The following is a 19,182-nucleotide window of genomic DNA, read 5'->3' on the forward strand; positions in this document are numbered from 1 at the left end:
CGGTTTCCCTCGGAGTTCGGAACGACCGAGGACTCACCGCCTTCCCACACGGCGATCACCGAGTTGGTGGTGCCCAGGTCGATTCCGACTGCCTTGGCCATGGCAACTCCTTCCGAGGCGGCCACGGGCTGGGCTCAGCGCCCGGTCGGCCGCGGGAGCGGGATCGGTTAGCGGGCCCTCTAGGCAAATGGTGACAAATCAGACCGCTGCCGGTCCAGTGCCCGGGGGTCGAAAATCGGCGTCCCGAGTGCACCCACGGGACAGGGCATCCGTGGTCAGTCCGGGGAGAGGTCCTGCTCCACCCAGATCGTCTTGCCGTCCGCGCCCTGCCGGGTGCCCCAGCGCGTCGCCATCTGGGCGACCAGCATCAGACCGCGGCCGCCCTCGTCGAAGACCCGGGCCCGGCGCAGATGGGGCGCCGTGCTGCTGGCGTCGGAGACCTCGCAGATGAGGCCGCGGTCGCGGATCAGGCGCAGCCGGATGGGCGGGCGGCCGTAGCGGATCGCGTTGGTGACCAGTTCGCTGACGATCAGCTCGGTGGTGAAGAGCGTCTCCTCAAGACCCCAGGCCAGCAGTTGCCGGGTGGTGTTCCGGCGGGCCTCGGCGACGGCGGCCGCGTCCGCGGGGATGTCCCAGGTGGTGACCCGGTCGGCGGGGAGCGGCCGGGTGCGGGCGAGGAGCAGCGCGATGTCGTCGTCGGGACTGACCGGGAGCAGGGCCCGCAGGACGTTGTCGCAGAGCGCCTCCAGGGACGGGGCGGGCCGGCTCAGGACCTCGCGCAGCGTCTCCAGCCCCTCGCCGATCTCGCGGTCGCGGCCGTCGACCAGACCGTTGGTGTACAGGGCGAGCAGACTGCCCTCGGGCAGCTCCGTCTCCATGACCTCGAAGGGCAGCCCGCCCAGCCCCAGCGGCGGACCGATGGGCAGATCGAGCGGATCGGCGGTGCCCTCCGGGCCGACCACCAGCGGTGCGGGATGGCCCGCCGCGGCCATGGTGCAGTGGCGGGAGACCGGGTCGTAGACCGCGTACACACAGGTGGCGCCGAACGGCCCGAAGCTCTCGGGTTTCTCGTCCGCAGACAGCCGGGTGACCAGGTCGTCGAGGTGGGTCAGCAGCTCACCGGGCGGCAGATCGATATCGGCCAGGGTGCGTACGGCGGTGCGCAGCCGTCCCATGGTGGCGGCCGCCTCGACGCCACGGCCCACGACATCGCCGACCACCACGGCGGCGCGGGCGCCGGACAGCGGAATCGCGTCGAACCAGTCGCCGCCCACCCCGGCCCCGGCGCCCGAGGGCAGATAGCGCGAGGCGAGCTCCAGCGCCGTCAGGTCGGGCATCCCCTGCGGCAGCAGGCTGCGCTGCAGGGTCTCGGCCGTCACGCGTTCCCGCAGATAGCGACGGGCGTTGTCGACACAGACGGCTGCCCGGGAGGTGAGCGCCTCGGCCAGCAGGACGTCGTCCTCGGAGAAGGGCACCGGGGTGCGGTGGCGGGCGAAGAAGGCGGCACCGAGGGTGACCCCGCGGGCGCGCAACGGCGCCACGATCACCGAATGCATCCCGTGCTCGCGGATCCGGGCGGCCCGGCTGGGATCCTTGGCCTCCCACCGCGCCAGCAGGGGCTCCGTCACCTCGCACCGCACGGCCCGGCCCTCGATCAGACACTCCGCGGTGGGGGAGTACTTGGGGTGGGTGGCCACGCCCCCGATGTCGACCACCGCCTCCGGGACGCCCTCCAGGACCGACCGGTGGGCCACGCGGCGCAGGATGATGGGCCCGCGCAGCGGCCCCTCCGGGGGCTCGTCGCCGTGGTGGAGGAAGGTGAGCAGATCGACGCTGGTGAAGTCGGCGAGCCGGGGGACCGCCACCTCGGCCAGATCCTGGGCGATCCGGTCCATGTCCAAGGTGTCGCCCAGCCGCTCCCCCGCCTCGTTGAGCAGCAGCAGCCGCTGCCGGGCCTCCTGCTCGGCGGTGGTGTCGCGGGCCGCGAAGCACACGCCGCACAGCCCGCCGGACCGGTCCGTCAGCGGGGCCAGGGAGACCGACCAGGCGTGCTCATGGCTCTCGCCCGGCCCCCGCAGATGCGTGTCCAGTTCGAGCCGTTCGCCGCTCTCCAGCACCTCCCGCATGGCCCGCTCGACCCGCTCGCTCTCCCCGCGGCCCACCAGCTCCGTCAGCCGCAGCCCGCGCATCTGGTCCTCGCCGCGGGCGGTGGCGGCCTGCATATCGGCGTTGGCCCGCGACAGCCGCAGCTCGGTGTCGAAGAGCGCAAGGACGCACGGGCACTGGGCGAACGCGCGGTCCACCGGTGCGCCAGGCTCCTGGGAGAGCGGTTCCGGGGGGAGCGGCTCCCGGGGGAGCGGCTCCCGGGGCGCGGCGGAGACCAGCAGCCAGCCCGCGGATCCATCGCCCACCGGGCCGCGCTGGGCCAGCAGCTCGACCTCCACCCGATGGCCGTCCCGGTGGCACAGCGCCACCTGTCCGCTCCACCGGGGCTCGTCCGCCAGGCACGGCCCGGCGCCGCCCGCGGCGTCCCCGAGGGTCTTCTCCGCGCGCAGCTCGCCCGCCGACCGCCCTACGACGTCCTCGGCGCGATAGCCCAGCAGCCGCCAAGCGCCCTCGCTCCACCCGGTCACCACGCCGTGGTCGTCGACCGTGGCCGTGGCCAGGTCGGGGGCGCCGGGCGGGGGGTTCGGCCGGACGCGGCGGGTGGCGGGGTCGGGGGGCGTCATCGGATATCGCCTCGACGGCTCAGGGATCCGGCGGCTGCCACTCGATCATCAAAATCGTGGCGTCGTCGCTGAGTTGGCTGTGCCCGTGGTCGAGGATGGCGTGGATGAGCAGCCGGAGCACCTCGGGGGCGTTCTCCCCGGCGGCCGTCGAGCGGATGATGTGGTCGGCGAAGCGCTCCAGGCCGAACTGCTCGCCTCCCGCGTCGCGCGACTCCACGACCCCGTCGGTGTACAGCAGGATCCGGTCGCCGGGCTCCAGGGCCGTCTCATGGATCCGGCGGGGGGCCTCCGACAGCCGCGTGGGCAGCCCCAGTGGCGGTTCTGAGGACCGCTCCAGCTCCTTGTCCAGCAGCCGTTGGCGGCGGATGACCAGTGGGGCGGGATGGCCGCAGTTGGACCAGCGCAGCGCCCCGCTCGGCATATGCAGCCGGAGGAAGACGCCCGTGCAGAACTGGTCCGGAAGCCATTTGGCCAGGGCCTCGTCCACGGTGGTGACCAGCTCCGCCAGGTCGGCGCCGGTGCGCCGGGCGTTGCGGCTGCCCGCCATCGCCACGGAGGTGGTCAGCCCGGACGCCAGATCGTGGCCCATGGCGTCGAGGATCGTGGCGTGCAGGACGTCCTCGGTGAACGAATGGTCGAAGGCATCGCCGCCCAGCTCGTACGCGGGCTCCAGAACGGCCGTCGAGATCACCCGGCCGGTGCCGATCGAACGCGGCGGGAGGAAGGCCCGCACCATCTCCGTGGGCAGCTCCATGGTCCGGGTCCGGGTGCGCCGCGCGAAGGTGTCGATGGACGTGCGCTTGGACGTGATGACCAGGGAGAGGAGGGAGGCCAGCGTCCGGCAGCGCCAGAGCGTGAGCCCGTCCAGGGAGTCCATCCGCAGCTTCAGCATCCCCAGCCGCTCCGCGCCGTTCATCAGCGGCAGCCAGACGTCCAGCCCGCCCCCGTTGTCCTCCTTGACCCGCACGGTGCTGGTCCGGTAGGCGAATCCGGCCAGGGAGTCGTCGAGGTCCAGGCGCGATACGTCCTCGTCGAGCGGTATCAGCAGCCGCTGCTGGAGGTCGATCAGGTAGACGACCGCATGGCCCATGTGCATGGCCGCGGTGTAGCGGTCCAGGGCTCCCGGAAGCTCCGCGGGTGAAGCCTCGTGGGACGCCCGGAGCAACTCGTCCAGCGACTGCTCAGCGGTCTCGGCCGAGGTCGACACGCTCGCGTCCACCATGCGGTCCACCTTACGGCGGCGGGCCGCCCGGCGCCCGGACGATCACGGGGGCGTGGGCACCGGCTCCCGCGCCGACTCGCGCACGGCTTCCCGCGCCGGTTCCCGCACGGGTTCCCGGGGGACGGCGGCGGGCTCGCGCAGGGTCTCATCGGGTGCGCGGCTCTCCGGTACGGCGGCTGCCTCGCGTGCGGTGGCCCGCCGTACGGTCGCGGCGGCCTCCCGTACGGCCACGGCGTCCCCGCGCACGTCCGTGCTCGCCTGGGGGGCCCGGGAGAGCAGGACCACGCCACGGGCCGCCGCCGCCGCGCCGGCGGCGGCCAGGGCCCAGCCCGCCGGGCCGCCCCGGAAGCGCTCGTCCAGCAGGACGATCCCGATGGCGGCGGCCGCCACCGGGTTGGCGAGGGTCAGGGTGGCGAGCGGTGCGCCGAGGCCGCTGCCGTAGGCGCTCTGGGCCAGCAGCAGACCACTCACGGCGAAGACCGCGACCAGGACGGCCACGATCACGGTCCGCCAGGACACCAGGGCCGCCCCGGGCGCGTGGGAGTCGGCGAGCGCGACGGTGAGGGTCTGGGTGAGCGCCGAGGCGACGCCCGAGGCGACCCCGGACGCGGTGGCGTACCGCAGACCCCGGCCCGACATCCCGCGCTCCCCGCGCCCCGGCCGGACGCACAGCGCGATGAACACCAGGACGACGCCCGCGAGCGCGACCGCCTGCGGCAGGCTGAGCGTGTCGCGCGGGGTCTCCCCGGCGGTGACCGGCAGCAGGGCGCCGAGGCCGAGCAGAGCGAGGGCCACGCCCCGCCATTCGGTCCGGGCCACCCGCCGCCCCGCGAGCCGCGCGCCCAGCGGGACGGCCGCGACCAGGGTCAGCGCGCCGAGCGGCTGGACCAGGGTGAGCGGTCCGTACCGCAGCGCGGCCACATGCAGCAGGGCACCGGTGGAGTTGAGTCCGACGGCACCCCACCAGGCGCCGCGCAGCAGCAGTCCCGGCATACGGCCCGGCCGCCCGCCGGCGGCCAGCCGCTCCTGGGCCACCGCGGCGGTCGCGTAGGCGACGGCCGAGGCGAGCGCGAGCGCGACGGCTATGACGGTCGGGTTCATCCACCGTGCCTTTCTCTGGGCGCCTCTCTGTCTGGCGCCATCGGCACACAAACGTATCGATACGAGAGTGTACCGGTTCTGAGCTGTATCGGTACATGGGTGTATCGGTACGCCGATGTGTCGGTACACTGCGTGGTCGGGGGGCCGGAGTCCGGTGACCGAGGAGGAGAGCCATGGCGACGCAAGGCTCGGAGACGGCCGCGCCGCAGCGCCGTTCCAAGATCAGCCCCGAGCGGGAGCAGGAGTTCTACCAGGCAGTCCTCGATCTGCTCCAGGAGGGCGGCTACGAGGCCCTCACCATCGAGGCGGTCGCCGCCCGCACCCGCGCCAGCCGCTCCACCCTCTACCGGCAGTGGTGCAGCAAGCCCCAGCTCGTCGTCGCCGCGCTGCGCTCGTGCAAGCGCCCCTTCGCGCTGGAGGGCATCGACACCGGCTCCCTCGCGGGCGATCTGCGCGCCGTCGCGGCGGCGGTGGGGGAGGCGCGGGAGGTGTGCGGCGGTGACACGGCGCTGGTGTACGCCGTTGGGCACGCCGCGCTGCAGGACCCCGATCTGCTGCAGGCGCTGCGCGCCGCGCTGATCGAGCACGAGGTGAAGACGATCCAGGCGATGGTTCGCCGGGGCGTGGAGCGCGGCGAGGTGGCCGCGGACAACCCCGCCGTCGAGTTCGTCCCCACCCAGCTCATCGGCGCGATGCGGGTCCGCCATCTGCTGGAGGGCCGCTTCGCCGACCGCGACTATCTGACGCGCTTCCTCGAAGCGTCGGTCTTCCCCGCCCTCGGGCTGGCCCCGTAGGGCCGCCGGTCACGCCACCGGGCGCCTTCGGTCCATCGATCCGTCAGCCCATCAGATCACGGGTGGGCGGCCGAGTTTGGTCATGTGCCATACCGTGCGCCAGCGCATCGGGCGGCGCTTGCCGCAGGAGGTGCGCAGCCCCTCCAGAAAGCCGCCCGCCCAGGCCCGCAGCCCCGTCAGGGAGCGGGTGCGGGCGAGCGTGAGCAGCGTCCAGGTGCCGAGATAGAGCGGGACCAGCGGCAGCGGCAGATGGCGGCGGGCCAGCCAGACCCGGTTGCGGGCGGTCATCCGGTGGTAGACGGCGTGCCGGGCGGGGGAGGTCCTGGGGTGCTGAAGCAGCAGCTCGGGGGCGTAGAGGACCTTCCAGCGCGCGTCGAGCGCCCGCCAGGCGAGGTCGGTCTCCTCATGGGTGAAGAAGAACGCGTCCGGCCAGCCGCCGATCTGCTCCAGCATCGCCACCGACAGGGCGTGGCCGCCGCCGAGGAAGGTGGTCACCTCGCCGCCGCGCATCGGATCGGAGGCGCGCAGCCGGGGTACGTGGCGGCGCTGGGTCTCGCCCGTCTCGTCGGCGATGCGGAAGCTCACGATGCCCAGGCGCGGGTCCTCGGCGTACAGATCGCGCACCCTGCGGAAGACGTCGGCGTCGACCAGCAGTCCGTCGTCGTCGAGGTCGATGACGACGTCCACGTCGCCGAAGTCGCGCAGCCGCCGCCAGGCGACATTACGGCCGCCCGAGACGCCGAGGTTCTCCGCCAGCTCGACCGCGGTCACCTCGGCGGGGAACTCCGGGAGCGGGGAGCCGTTGCCGACGACCACGATGCGGGCCGGGGGCACGTCCTGCTTCGCGACCGACTCCAGCAGGGCGGCCACCTCTGTGGGCCGGTTGCCCATGGTCAGGACGGCGATACCCAGGCGTGGTTCGGAGGCGGCGGACACGATGGGACTCCAGAGCTCGGGTGCGATGCCCGCGATCGTATCCGTTCACCCGGAAGGGCACTTCCGTACGGCTGATGTTCATCAAGGACTGAGCCGCCGACCTCAAAGGGTGAGCGGAACAAAAAGACCGAGCGGAACACAAAGACCGAGCGGAACAACGAGACTGAGCGGAACGATCAGCCGTCGAGCGCGGAGAGGGCCTTCTTGGCCGCGCTGATGGCGCCCTTACGGATCGCATCGCCGTCGGCGGCCTTGTGGCTCTCGAAGTCGCCGCCGTTGTAGGTCACGGTGACCGTGGCGTTGTCCTGGTGGACCGTCACCACGGCCTCGCGTATGCCCTGGTCGTCGTCCTCGGTGGTCTTCTCGGTCACCGACGCGTCGTCGCCGAGGCCGGGCACCGCGCTGCCGCCCTCGCTCCCGCTCTTCTTCCCCGCGGTGCTCTTGACGTCGTAGGCGATGTCCAGCCAGCGGTATTCGAAGTCGTCCAGGGCGTGCCAGGAGCAGCCCGTGCGGCGGTTGAGGTCGCTGGACTTCAGCTCGTTCCCGGCCGCTTTGGCGCCCGGCACCAGGTCCTTGATCATCGACTCGGGGAGGGTGGCGCACGCCTCCGCGGGCGGCTTGGCGTAGCGCGGCGCGGCGGCGCCGGTGGCCGGGGCCGAGGTCTGCGGGGAGGGGCCCGCCGGGGTGGCGCCCGCGTCCGAGTCGTCCGACGTCGTCATGGCCACCCCCGCGGCGGCGAGGACGGCGACGGGCAGCAGGCGGGCGACCAAGGTGAGCGGCAGAGAACGCACGGCGGTCTCTCTTCGTTCGGATGGCGGTCGTGGGGCGGTGGTGAAAGGTGTGGCGCGGTGGGAATCGACCCTGCCATATGGAGCGGGCGTCGAACAGCCCGGGGGCGGGAGAGGGTGCCGGTCCGGGGGTGGGTGAGCGGGTGTGTCGGCCGTGGCGTCGGAGCCGCTGTGCCGATGGAGTGAATTGCCCGCATCCTCACATTATCTCCACAATTGGAGGGTTATCTAGGACGGGTGACGAACCCTCATCCGTCAGCCGCGGCCGATGTACGGCATCGCCGTCGCCATGACCGTCGCGAACTGCACGTTGGCCTCCAGCGGCAGCGACGCCATATGCCGGACCGTGCGCGCCACGTCCGCGACGTCCATCACGGGCTCGACCGCCACTTCCCCGTTCGCCTGCGGTACACCGGCGGACATCCGCTCCGTCATCTCGGTCGCCGCGTTGCCGATGTCGATCTGCCCGCAGGCGATGCGGTACCGCCGCCCGTCCAGCGACAGCGACTTGGTGAGCCCCGTGATGGCGTGCTTGGTGGCGGTGTACGCCACACTGTCCGGCCTGGGCGCGTGCGCCGAGATGGAGCCGTTGTTGATGATCCGCCCGCCTTGTGGCTCCTGATCCCGCATCAGCCGGAACGCCGCCTGGGCGCACAGGAACGCGCCCGTCAGGTTGGTGTCCACGACCGACCGCCAGTCCTCGTAGGCCAGGTCCGCCAGGGTCACGCCGCGCGGGCCGAAGCTCCCCGCGTTGTTGAACAGCAGATCGAGCCGTCCGAACCGCTCCCGCACCGATGCGAAGAGCGCCTCCACCCGCTCCGGCCTGGCCACATCCGTCGGCACCACGGGGGCCGGGGGACCGCCACCGGCCAGCCGCGCCGTCTCGGTCAGCGCCTCCTCGCGGCGCCCCGCCAGCACCACCGACCAGCCCGCCTCCAGGAGTTCGAGCGCCACCGCCCGGCCGACCCCGGAGCCCGCGCCCGTCACCACCGCCACTCTCGACACCACCGACACACGACCGTCGCTCATGGCGCCGCAGCGTACGCCACGTCAGTTCGCCGTGTGGAGGAGTCGATTCGCCGCAATGGTCCCTTCCGGCAACGGACCTCACCCAGCGGTCATATCGATGTCGGGTGCACGCAAGCGGCCGGCCGTCCCCCGACACTGCAATTCCTCTGACGCCACGAGCCAGGGGAGAGCACATGGCACACGACTCGCACCAGCAGGCCATACGGGACGCTGCCGCACGTCCGGGACGCCGCCGCTTCCTCACCGTCACCGGGGCCGCCGCCGCGCTCGCGTTCACCACCAATCTGCCCAGCGCCCACGCCGCGCAGGTGTCTCCGCGCGCGCTCGCCGACAACCCCTTCACCCTCGGCGTGGCCTCCGGCGACCCGCTGCCCGGCGCGGTCGTGCTGTGGACCAGGCTGGCGCCCCGCCCGTACGAGCCCGGCAACGGGCTGCCCGAAGAGGGCACCGTCAAGGTCGACTGGGAGATCGCCCGCGACGAGAAGTTCCAGCGCGTCGCCCGCCGGGGGACCACCTCCGCGCACGCCGAGTTCAACTACACGGTGCACGTGGACGCGGGCGGGCTCGAGCCGGACCGCGTCTACTGGTACCGCTTCCGGGCCGGGAACTGGACCAGCCCGGTGGGCCGCACCCGCACCACCCCCGGCCTGGGCGCCAAGGTCCGGGACGTGCGCTTCGGCCTGGTGTCCTGCCAGGCGTACCACGACGGCTACTTCACCGCCTACCGCCACCTGGCGGACGAGGACCTGGACGCCGTCTTCCACGTGGGCGACTACCAGTACGAGTACGCGGTCAACGCCGTGGGCGGCGCCCGCAAGTACACCGACCGCACCCTCCCCGCGGTGTTCAACGCCGAGACGATGACCCTCGAGGACTACCGGCTGCGCTACGCGCTCTACAAGTCCGACGAGGACCTCCAGGCCGCCCACGCCGCCTTCCCCTGGTTCGTCACATGGGACGACCACGAGACCGAGAACAACTACGCCGACGACATCGACGAGAACGGCGGCCCCTCGGACGAGTTCCTGATCCGCCGCGCCGCCGCCTACCGGGCGTACTGGGAGAACATGCCGCTGCGGATGCCGCAGCAGCCGGACGGCGCCGATATGCGGCTCTACCGCCGCTTCCACTACGGCAAGCTGGCCCAGTTCGACATCCTCGACACCCGGCAGTACCGCTCCAACCAGGCGTACGGCGACGGCTGGCAGTACCCCGGCCCGGAGTCCGAGGACCCCGCGCGCACCCTCACCGGCAGCGCCCAGGAGCGCTGGCTGCTGAGTGGCTTCCAGAGCTCCACCGCCACCTGGAACGTACTGCCGCAGCAGGTCACCTTCTCCCAGCGGAAGAACACCACGGCCGCGCGCTCCCAGCTCTCCATGGACTCCTGGGACGGCTACCCCGCCTCCCGGGAGCGGATCCTGGCCGGTGTCGAGCAGGCGGGCCTGGAGAACTTCGTGGTGCTCACCGGCGATGTGCATGTGCACTACGCCTTCGACATCAAGAAGGACTTCGACGACCCGGGCTCCCGGACCCTGGGCGTGGAGTTCGTCGGCACATCCGTCAGCAGCGGCAAGGACGGCGCCGACAAGCCCGACAACTGGGCCACCTACATGGCCGCCAACCCGCATATGAAGTTCTACAACGGCCGGCGCGGCTATGTGACGGTCTCGCTGGACGAGGAGCGGGCACAGGCCGACTACAAGACCGTCTCCGCGGTCACCACCCCGGGCGCGCCGCTCACCACGGCGGCGTCGTTCGTCAGCGAGGCCGGGAACCCCGGCCTGAAGCAGGTCTGACGAACGGGCGGGGCCCGGCGCGCACCCCAAGCGCCGGGCCCGCCCGGGTCACCCCTCGTACCTCGTCCTCACACCTCGTCACACCACGCCCTCGTCCTCGCCCGGATACCGCACCCCGAGCCGCTCCCGCGCCGCGTCCAGGGTGCGCATCACCGCCAGGGTGCCGTCCAGCGGCACCAGCGGAGACTCCGTCTCGCCCGCGCGCAGGCAGCGCATCACCTCCGCCGCCTCCCGCTGGTAGGAGCGCAGCCCGTCCACGGCCATGATCTCCTCCGGATCCCGGCCGGGCCGGTGCAGCACGAAGCGCTCGGGGTGGAAGAAGCCGCGCGGGAACTCGATCCGGCCCGCCGTGCCCGTCACCGCCGCCGTCATCGGCGTATCCGCGGTGATCGAGCAGGAGAGCAGCGCCACCGCCCCGCTGTCCCAGCCCAGCGCCAGGCCCGTGTTCACATCCACGCCCTCGGGGGAGAGCTGTCCCACCGCCCGTATCTCGTCCGGTTCGCCGAGCAGCAACTGCGCGAAGGACACCGGATAGACGCCGAGGTCCAGCAGGGCGCCGCCGCCCAGCGCCGGATCGCGCAGCCGGTGGTCCGGGTCGATCGGGCCGGGCAGCCCGAAGTCCGCGTGGACCGCCCGGACCTCGCCGATCGCGCCGTCGTGGACCAGCTCGGTCATCCGGCGGACGACCGGATCGCAGTACGTCCACATCGCCTCCATCAGGAAGCGGCCCCGGGCCCGGGCGAGGCCCACCAGCTCCTCGGCCTGCCGGACATTGAGCGTGAACGGCTTCTCGCACAGCACCGCCCGCCCCGCCTCCAGACACAGTCCGGCCGCCTCCCGATGGGCCGAGTGCGGAGTGGCGACATAGATCACATCGATGTCGTCATCGGCGGCCAGCTCCGCCCAGCCGCCGTAGGCGCGGGATATCCCGAACCGCTCCGCGAACCGCTTGGCCGACTCCGGCCGGCGCGAGCCGACCGCGATGACCTGCGCGTCCGCCATCTCCAACAGATCCGTGGTGAACGAGGCGGCGATCCCACCGGTCGCCAGAATCCCCCACCGCACGGCCCTTGACCCGCTTGTCCCGGCCATCCCGACCCCGTTCCCCCCTGTCCACAGGAGTTCGACCCCATTCGAATTGCTGAGAGCATAGAGACGCATCAACGACTCATGGAAGGTACGCATGCAGCAGCCCGGCCAACCGGCCGCCGCTCCCACCCGGGCCGACCGGCCCGGAACCTTGATCCCCGACACCTCCGCCGCCTCCCGCACCTCCGCTGCCGCCCCTCCCGGGCTCACCGCGCAGCGCCGTACGAGCCTCCTCGTCACCCTGATCCTCGGCGGGCTCACCGCACTCCCGCCGCTGTCCATGGACATGTACCTGCCGGCCCTGCCGGCGGTCACCGACGGGTTCCACAGCACGGCCGCCACCGCCCAGCTCACCCTCACCGCCTGCCTGATGGGCATGGCGCTCGGCCAGCTCGCCGTCGGCCCGATGAGCGACCGGTGGGGGCGCCGCCGTCCGCTGCTCATCGGCATGGTGATCTACGTCATCGCCACCGCCATCTGCGCCTTCGCCCCCACCGCCGGGCTGCTCATCGGCTTCCGGCTGCTCCAGGGGCTCGCGGGCGCGGCCGGCATCGTGATCGCCCGCGCCGTCGTCCGGGACCTCTACGACGGCATCGCGATGGCCCGCTTCTTCTCCACCCTGATGCTGATCTCGGGGGTGGCGCCGATCGTGGCCCCGCTCATCGGCGGCCAGATCCTCCGCTTCACCGACTGGCGCGGCGTCTTCGCGGTGCTCACCGTGATCGGCACCCTGCTCACCCTCGTGGTCTGGCGGTGGCTGGGGGAGACGCTGCCGCCCGAGCGGCGCCAGGACGGAGGGCTCGGCCAGACCCTGCGCACCATGCGCGGGCTGCTCGCCGACCGCGTCTTCACCGGCTACATGCTCGCGGGCAGCTTCGCCTTCGCGGCGCTCTTCGCCTATGTCGCCGGGTCGTCCTTCATCGTCCAGGAGATCTACGGCGCCTCACCGCAGACCTTCAGCCTGCTCTTCGGGCTGAACTCGATCGGCCTGATCGCCACCGGTCAGCTCAACGGCCGGGTGCTGGTCGGCCGGGTCAGCATGGACAAGGTGCTGATGGTCGGGCTGGTCGTGATCACCGTCGCGGCGGCCGCGCTGCTCGTGCTGGCCTCCGGGGTCTTCGGGAAGGCCGGTCTCGTGCCGGTGGCGGGGAGCCTGTTCGTGCTGATGTCCGCGATGGGCCTGGCCATGCCGAACACCAACGCCCAGGCCCTGAACCGCACCCCGCACGCCGCCGGTTCCGCCTCCGCGCTGCTGGGCACCTCCACCTTCCTGCTGGGCGCCGTCGCCTCCCCGCTGGTGGGGATCGCGGGGGAGACCACGGCGGTGCCGATGGCCGTCGTCCAGCTCGTCTGCGCGCTCGCGGCCATCGCCTGCTTCATGGGACTCTGCCGTCCGTGGCAGCGACGTACAAAGCAGAGCGTGACCGTGGTCTGACCCGGCTGCTGGAGATCGTCAGGGCGCTTCCCGAGGGGGAGCGCCCTTGGTGTTCGGGGGTGGCACTGGCCGCCGGGACCGCATCGGGCCCGCTGGCCGAGGAGTCCTTCGGCTGGGCGGTGCGCTACGCGGCGTACGACGAGCGGGCCGACCGGGGCGTGGAGCTGCCGCGCGAGCGGTGGGTGCCGGTGCGCCGCGACACCCTCTTCGACCTCGCCTCGCTCACCAAGCTGTGCACCACGATCGTGGCGCTGCGGGCCGCCGAGCGCGGGCTGATCGCGCTGGACGGGCGGGTCGCCGCGTACGCCCCGGAGTGCACGGCCGCCGCCGAGCACGGCATCACCGTGCGGCAGCTCCTCACCCACACCTCGGGGCTGATTCCCGAACTGCCGCTGTACGAGGAGGACGGGGTGGAACGGCGGCTGGCCCGGCTCGCGGCCGAGCCGCCGGTCACCCCGCCCGGCACCGCCCGCCGCTACTCCGACCTCAACTTCCTGCTGCTGCAGCGGGTGCTGGAGCGGACCGCGGGGCGTGGGCTGGACCGGCTCGTCCAGGAGACGGTCACCGGCCCGCTGGGCATGGCCGACACCCGCTTCCGCCCGCCCTCCTCCTGGCTGCCCCGGATCGCGGCCACCGAGGACCAGCGGCGGCCCTGGGGCAAGGTGGACCGGGGGATGCTGCGGGGCGTGGTGCACGACGAGAACGCATGGGCGCTGGGCGGGGTCGCGGGCCATGCCGGGCTCTTCTCGACCGCCGGGGACCTGGCGGTGCTGTGCCGGGCGCTGCTGGCCGGTGGCGGGCCCGTACTGTCGCCGGAGTCCACCGAGCTGATGCTGACCGCGCCGGGGCTGGGCTTCGAGGTCGACCAGCCGTGGTTCATGGGCGAGTTGGCGGGGCGCGGCGCCGCGGGACACACCGGCTTCACCGGCACGAGCCTGGTCGTGGACCGGGCCCGCGGGGTCTATCTGGTGCTGCTCGCCACCACCGTGCATCCGCGCCGCCGCCCCGGCGACAGCGCGCCCCGCGCGGCGGCGGCGACGGCGCTGGCGCGGGCGGTGGGCTGACCTGCCTCACCAGCCGGTGGTGTCAGGACAGTTGGCCTGATCCGTTCGCTTGGTTAACCTTTGCCACTGCCGTGTACCCCCGGACGGCCGCGCTGCTCCACCGCCATGAGGAAGACCTCTGTGACGAATCTCCAGGACCCGCAGGACTCTCCGGACCCCCAGGCCCCACCGGGCGCCGAGGACGCGTCCGGCGACCCGGGCCCGGAGGTGCCGCCCCCCGGCTGCCCCGCCCACGCCGACCCCTCCTATGACGGCCCCGCACTGCTGTACGGGGAGCGGTACCTGCGGAATCCGGCCGAGAGCTATGAGCGGATGCGGCGCGACCACGGGCAGGTCGCCCCGGTCCTGCTGGAGTCCGACGTCCCCGCCTGGCTCGTCCTCGGCTATCGCGAGATACGTCAGGTCGTCACCGACGTCGAGACCTACGGCCGCGATTCGCGCCGCTGGAACCGCTGGGACGAGGTGCCGTCCGACTGGCCCCTCATGCCCTGGGTGGCCCACAGCCCCATGATCCACTTCACGGAGGGGGACGAGCACCGGCGGCGCTCGGCGGCCGTCAGCGACGCCCTCGCCTCCGTCGACCCCTTCGAGCTGCGCCGGCACTGCGAGCGCTTCGCCGACTCGCTGATCGACAAGTTCGTCGGCAGCGGCAAGGCGGACCTGGTCTTCGACTACGTCTACTCGGTGCCCGCCCTCGCCATGGGCCAGATGTTCGGCCTGCCCGAGGACGAGCTGGAGTACATGGCGGAAGCGGTGACCGTCTCGCTGCTCTCCAACGACGAGGCCATGGCGGCCCAGCAGCGGGCAGCCGAGGTGGTGCGGCGGCTGGTGGCCGCCAAGCGCGAGGAGCCGGGCCCGGACGTCACCTCCCGGTTCATCCGGAACTCCCCGGACCTCACCGACGAGCAACTGGTCGGGGACCTGATGGTGATGATGGCCGCGGGCATGCCCGCCACGTCCTACTGGATCGGCAACACCGTCCGGCTGATGCTCACCGAGCACAAGTTCACCATGACCCTCGCGGGCAACCGCCGCAGCATCGGCGAGGCCATGAACGAGGTGCTGTGGGCGGACTCGCCCCTCCAGAACGTCATCGGGCGCTTCGCCACCCGGGACACCATGCTCGGGGACCAGCGCATCCGCGCCGGTGACCTCCTCGTCCTCGGCCTCGCCGCCGCCAACGCGGACCCGCTGCTGTGGCCCGACACCAAGGCGGGCTACGCCGGGAACAACTCCTATGTGTCCTTCACCGGCGGCGACTACGGATGCCCGGCGGGCGCGCCCGACCTGGGCAAGGTCATCTCGGAGACGGCGATCGAGGTGCTGCTCGACCGGGTCCCGGATCTGGAGCTGGCGGTCGAGCCCGATGAGCTCCAGTGGATGGACTCCCTCTGGTACCGCTGCCTGGTCTCCCTCCCGGTCACTTTCACCCCCGCACCGGCCGGGGGCTAACTGGTGTCCGGCGGATGGTGACGCCTGCGGCGGGCTGTCCCCTCCCCGCCTCTTCCCACAACTGGGGCTCCGCCCCAGACCCCGGAGTCTGGGGCGGAGCCCCAGCCACGCGGCCGAGCCGCATATCGATGCTGCGGGAAGGGGCGGGGCGGGGAACAGCCCGCCGCACCGGCCGCCGGGAAGGCGGCGTCCGACGGTTCTTGATGCCTGCGGCGGGCTTCCGCAACTGCGGCTCCGCCGCAGGCCCCGGGGTCCAGGGACGAAGCCCTTGGTAGCGGGAAGGGGCGGGGAGGGGAAAGACCACCCGGACACCCCGTAGGAGCGTGCCCTGAAGGGGCGCGGGGGTGGGTCGATGTGTGGCTCCGCCGCGTGGGCGCGAGCGGCCACGGCGCCGCGGACGGTCGACGGTAGATCCGGGCACTCCCGGCGGAGCGCCTAGCGGGGTGGCTCCTCCTCGGGTGGCCAGACATCGCCCCAGGAGACATCGCGGGCGGCCCGGTACAGCGGCCCCTGACGCTTGGTCACCGTGGTGCGGCCCAGCCCGTCCTCCGGGGCGCACAGGTCCAGCAGCACCTGGCCCTTGCGAATCTGCGGGCGGCGCACCACCCGCGCCCCGGCGGGCGCGGCGTCGAACCGTACGGCCGCGACATAGCTGAACTTCTCGTCCTCGTACGGCAGCGAACCGCCCTTGACCTGCCGGTGGAGGGAGGAGCGGCGGACCCGGGCGGCGAAGTGGCACCAGTCGGCGCCGGGCTCGATCGGGCAGGCCGCGCCGTGCGGGCAGGGGGCGACGATCCGCAGCCCGGCCGCCAGCAGCCGGTCCCGCGCCTCGCGGATCCGCAGATAGCCGTCCGGGGTGCCCGGTTCGATCAGCACCACGGCCTGGGCCGCGCGCGCCGCCTCGGCCACCACGGCCTTCCGGTCGGCCTCGGTCAGCTCGCCCAGCACATAACTGACGGTGACCAGGTCGGTCCCGTCCGGCAGCGCGAGCCCGTCGCCGATGGCCCGGCGCTGCCAGCGGGCGGTGCGCAGCGCTTCGGAGGGCGCCTGCCCGGCCAGCTCGCGGCCCAGGGCCAGCGCGGGCTCGGCCCAGTCCAGGACGGTGGTGGTGTGCCCGTCGCGCGGCCAGGTGGCGGCCACCGCCCAGCTCGCCGCGCCCGTACCGCCGCCGATGTCGATATGCGAGGCCGGGGCCCATGCGGGCGTCCGGGCGCGGAAGGCGGCGAGGGCGGCGCGCACGGCCTCGAAGGTCGCGGGCATCCGGTACGCGGCGTAGGCGGCGACGTCGGAGCGGTCGCGCAGCACGGGCGCGTCGGTCGGGGTGCGCCCCCGGTAGTGGCCGATCAGCCGGTCGACCGCCTGGGCCGCCTGGCGAGGCGGCAGACCGTCGAGCAGGCCGGCGAGCGCGGTCTGCGGCGTCTCGTCGGTGAGGGCGGCGTCGGGGGCGTGCATTCGGCGGATTCTACCGGCGGGAGGGGGCGCCTTCGGCGCCTGGGCGGGGGCCGCGCTGCCCCTGGGCGGCGCCCTCGCCGCCTGGGCCGGGAACCTCCCGCGCGGTCCGCTGCCCCCAGGACCGCCTCCGCCGCGCGGACCGGGGGCTGGGCCGCTGCCCCGGGCCGGAGCGCCTCGCGGAGCCCCGTTGCCTTCAGGGTCGGTCTCACCCGGGTCGGCCTCGCCGTCTGGGCCGGGCGCCTCGCGGGGCCCGCTGCCCCAGGGGCGGCGTCGCGCAGGTCGTCCTTGCCGCCCGGCCCGGGGTCGCTGGTCGGTCGGGGCGGCACCGGCGGGCGGTCTGGGTATGGCCGACGCCCACCGCCGGCCGGCGCTCACCCCCCGCTGAGCGCCCGCGGCATTCGTACGGGCGTGGAGACCAGCAGGGCCGGTGCGTCCGTGATGATGCCGTCGCACCCCAGCCGCAGCATCCGGTCCCGCTGTGCCGGAGTGTCCACGGTGTGCGCCCACACCCGCGGTATCCCGGAGGCGACGGCCCGCCGCACATCCTTCTCGCGCGCCCGGTAGTCGACGTCCAGCAGATCGACGACCCCGCGCCAGTCGCGCGGGGTGTCGGTGCGCATCTGCCGGGCGGACCGCCATAGCTGGGTCATCAGCCCCTTACGGTGGGCCTCGCGGGCCACCTCGGGGCGGTTGCTGTTGACGTAGACGGAGTGGATCAGACCCCGGTCGCGGATCATCCGCGCCAGCCGCGGCAGGCTTTCGGGGTCCTTGGCCTCCACCATCAAGGTGATCCGGCCGCCGAACCGGTCCAGCGCCTCGGCGACGGTGGGCGGCCGCTCGGGCCGCCAGGTGCCGCGCAGGGAGGGGTCGGGGCGCAGCCGGACGCCCCGCCACTGGGCGGCGGTCATAGCCCGTACGGGCCCGGTCCGGTCGGTGGTGCGGTCCAGCGTCGCGTCGTGCATCACCACGAGCGTGCCGTCCCGCAGCATGCGGGTGTCGAAGTCGAGGACCTGGACGTCATGCCGGCTGAGGGCACTGGCCAGCCCGGACATGCTGTTCTCGGGCACTTCCAGGGCGCCGCCGCGGTGCGCGGTGTAGACGACGGCGGGCTTTCCGGCCGACGGCGCCGTGAGCGCGGGCTGGAGCCGCGCCGGTTCGCCGGCCGGGGGTATGAGGCGTCGTACGGACGGACGAGCGGTGGGGTGGGCCGCGACGGCCGCCGGTATGGAGAGGCCGAGCACCACGACGGCGGTCAGAAAATGCCTGCTGATCATAGATGGAACGCTAGGGGCGAGATGTCTTGTATGCCCTGATATCGACACCCGGTCGAGGTGGTCTCACCCACCCCGGATGCGGACACCGGCCACTTCAGGAGCAGGATGGTGGCAGCATTGATCGGGTACCGGCCGTACCGCCGGTACCGGCGGTGAAGCGAGGCGGTAGATGGAACGCAAGGGCAGGTTCTCCCAGTGGCTGCGTCGGCCGAGGAGCGGAGCGGGCGGCGACCACGACACGGGAGCGGGCGCCGGCGGCGTCCGCGAGGACCTGCTCATGGCCGCCGCGGCGGCGGGATTCCCGCTCGCGCCGGCCGCCCACCCCTCGGGCTACGGCTGTTCCTGTGACCGCATCGGCTGTCCCACCCCGGGCCGCCACCCCGTCTCGTTCGCCTGGCAGACCCAGGCGACCACCGACCCGGACAAGGTCGCGCAGTGGCTGCGCGCCGATCCGCAGGCCAACTTCATCACCGCCACCGGCATCGTCCACGACGTGCTCGACGTGCCCGCGGACGCCGGGCGGCTGGCCCTGGAGCGGCTGGGCGCGGCCGAGGTCGAGGTCGGGCCCGTGGCCACGAGCAGCGGCGATCTCCAGCAGGGGCGGATGCTGTTCTTCACCGCCACCCGGGGCACGCCGGATGACGAGGACGAGTGGTGGCCCTGTGAGCTGGACTGCCACCCGGAGACGATGGACGAGCATCCGGGGCTGCGGTGGCATTGCCGGGGCAGCTATGTGCTGATGCCGCCCGCGCGGCTTCCGGGCGACGGGCATGTGGGGTGGCTGCTCGGGCCGGAGCGGCCGCTGCCGGATCCGCTGACGTTGCTGGAGACGCTTACGGATGCGTGTGCCCAGTTCGTGGGCGAGGACCACGATGCGGAGTCGGCCGCTTGGCCCATAGGGCGGTAGCCCTTGCGGTTTCGTTGTCGAGTGCGGGCCGGTGGCCGGGTTGTGCCCACCCGTTCCGCCGGGGGCACCTCCCAGCGGTAGCTGGGGGAGGAACGATTGCCCACAACCTCGCCT

Annotated in this window: 16 protein-coding genes; 6 read left to right on the forward strand and 10 right to left on the reverse strand. The window is 73.0% G+C overall.

Annotated features, from left to right (window positions below; all coding sequences use genetic code 11):
- From J5X86_RS37485 to J5X86_RS37500, 4 genes are all read right to left on the reverse strand, one after another.
- The coding region (locus J5X86_RS37485) for an Hsp70 family protein (protein WP_208521227.1) at window positions 1-101 on the reverse strand (101 nt) is incomplete at its 3' end.
- Between the two features lie 174 nt (window positions 102-275).
- Window positions 276-2,729, reverse strand: coding sequence for a SpoIIE family protein phosphatase (locus J5X86_RS37490; RefSeq protein ID WP_208521135.1), 2,454 nt, complete (start codon window positions 2,727-2,729; stop codon window positions 276-278).
- Between the two features lie 19 nt (window positions 2,730-2,748).
- The gene (locus J5X86_RS37495) at window positions 2,749-3,951 is read right to left on the reverse strand and encodes a PP2C family protein-serine/threonine phosphatase (RefSeq protein ID WP_208521136.1); all 1,203 of its coding nucleotides are present in this window, start codon (window positions 3,949-3,951) and stop codon (window positions 2,749-2,751) included.
- Window positions 3,952-3,993: 42 nt separating this feature from the next.
- Window positions 3,994-5,052 (reverse strand): DMT family transporter, encoded by a 1,059-nt coding sequence (locus tag J5X86_RS37500; RefSeq protein WP_208521137.1) that lies wholly within the window; start codon window positions 5,050-5,052, stop codon window positions 3,994-3,996.
- Between the two features lie 173 nt (window positions 5,053-5,225).
- Between J5X86_RS37500 and J5X86_RS37505 the strand changes: the two genes are divergently transcribed.
- Entirely contained in the window at window positions 5,226-5,846 is a 621-nt protein-coding gene (locus J5X86_RS37505; protein WP_208521138.1) for a TetR/AcrR family transcriptional regulator, read from the forward strand.
- Window positions 5,847-5,897: 51 nt separating this feature from the next.
- Here the strand turns inward: J5X86_RS37505 and J5X86_RS37510 are convergent, their stop codons facing one another.
- From J5X86_RS37510 to J5X86_RS37520, 3 genes are all read right to left on the reverse strand, one after another.
- Entirely contained in the window at window positions 5,898-6,737 is an 840-nt protein-coding gene (locus tag J5X86_RS37510; RefSeq protein WP_243982489.1) for a glycosyltransferase family 2 protein, read from the reverse strand.
- A 221-nt stretch (window positions 6,738-6,958) separates the two neighbouring features.
- Window positions 6,959-7,573 (reverse strand): hypothetical protein, encoded by a 615-nt coding sequence (locus J5X86_RS37515; RefSeq protein ID WP_208521139.1) that lies wholly within the window; start codon window positions 7,571-7,573, stop codon window positions 6,959-6,961.
- A 252-nt stretch (window positions 7,574-7,825) separates the two neighbouring features.
- The gene (locus J5X86_RS37520) at window positions 7,826-8,599 is read right to left on the reverse strand and encodes an SDR family oxidoreductase (RefSeq protein WP_208521140.1); all 774 of its coding nucleotides are present in this window, start codon (window positions 8,597-8,599) and stop codon (window positions 7,826-7,828) included.
- Window positions 8,600-8,772: 173 nt separating this feature from the next.
- Between J5X86_RS37520 and J5X86_RS37525 the strand changes: the two genes are divergently transcribed.
- Window positions 8,773-10,395, forward strand: a complete 1,623-nt coding sequence (locus J5X86_RS37525) for an alkaline phosphatase (RefSeq protein ID WP_208521141.1) — start codon at window positions 8,773-8,775, stop codon at window positions 10,393-10,395.
- 78 nt (window positions 10,396-10,473) lie between these two features.
- Here the strand turns inward: J5X86_RS37525 and J5X86_RS37530 are convergent, their stop codons facing one another.
- Window positions 10,474-11,487, reverse strand: coding sequence for a Gfo/Idh/MocA family protein (locus tag J5X86_RS37530; protein WP_208521142.1), 1,014 nt, complete (start codon window positions 11,485-11,487; stop codon window positions 10,474-10,476).
- A 91-nt stretch (window positions 11,488-11,578) separates the two neighbouring features.
- Between J5X86_RS37530 and J5X86_RS37535 the strand changes: the two genes are divergently transcribed.
- From J5X86_RS37535 to J5X86_RS37545, 3 genes are all read left to right on the forward strand, one after another.
- Window positions 11,579-12,919, forward strand: coding sequence for a multidrug effflux MFS transporter (locus J5X86_RS37535; protein ID WP_208521143.1), 1,341 nt, complete (start codon window positions 11,579-11,581; stop codon window positions 12,917-12,919).
- A 59-nt stretch (window positions 12,920-12,978) separates the two neighbouring features.
- Window positions 12,979-13,983, forward strand: a complete 1,005-nt coding sequence (locus J5X86_RS37540) for a serine hydrolase domain-containing protein (RefSeq protein WP_308124845.1) — start codon at window positions 12,979-12,981, stop codon at window positions 13,981-13,983.
- A 120-nt stretch (window positions 13,984-14,103) separates the two neighbouring features.
- Entirely contained in the window at window positions 14,104-15,435 is a 1,332-nt protein-coding gene (locus J5X86_RS37545) for a cytochrome P450 (protein WP_208521144.1), read from the forward strand.
- A gap of 435 nt (window positions 15,436-15,870) precedes the next feature.
- Here J5X86_RS37545 and J5X86_RS37550 read toward each other — a convergent pair whose 3' ends face one another.
- Both J5X86_RS37550 and J5X86_RS37555 read right to left on the reverse strand, forming a co-directional pair.
- Window positions 15,871-16,887 carry a small ribosomal subunit Rsm22 family protein gene (locus J5X86_RS37550; RefSeq protein ID WP_208521145.1) on the reverse strand — a complete coding sequence of 339 codons (1,017 nt, stop codon included), beginning with the start codon at window positions 16,885-16,887 and terminating at the stop codon, window positions 15,871-15,873.
- Between the two features lie 371 nt (window positions 16,888-17,258).
- Entirely contained in the window at window positions 17,259-18,161 is a 903-nt protein-coding gene (locus J5X86_RS37555; RefSeq protein WP_208521146.1) for a glycerophosphodiester phosphodiesterase family protein, read from the reverse strand.
- 169 nt (window positions 18,162-18,330) lie between these two features.
- Here J5X86_RS37555 and J5X86_RS37560 point away from each other — a divergent pair, with 169 nt between their 5' ends.
- Complete coding sequence (locus tag J5X86_RS37560; protein ID WP_208521147.1) at window positions 18,331-19,068, forward strand: bifunctional DNA primase/polymerase; 738 nt, start codon at window positions 18,331-18,333, stop codon at window positions 19,066-19,068.
- Window positions 19,069-19,182 lie beyond the last annotated feature (114 nt).

The sequence above is a fragment of the Streptomyces sp. NEAU-YJ-81 genome, from assembly GCF_017592595.1.
Lineage (GTDB): Bacteria > Actinomycetota > Actinomycetes > Streptomycetales > Streptomycetaceae > Streptomyces > Streptomyces hygroscopicus_B.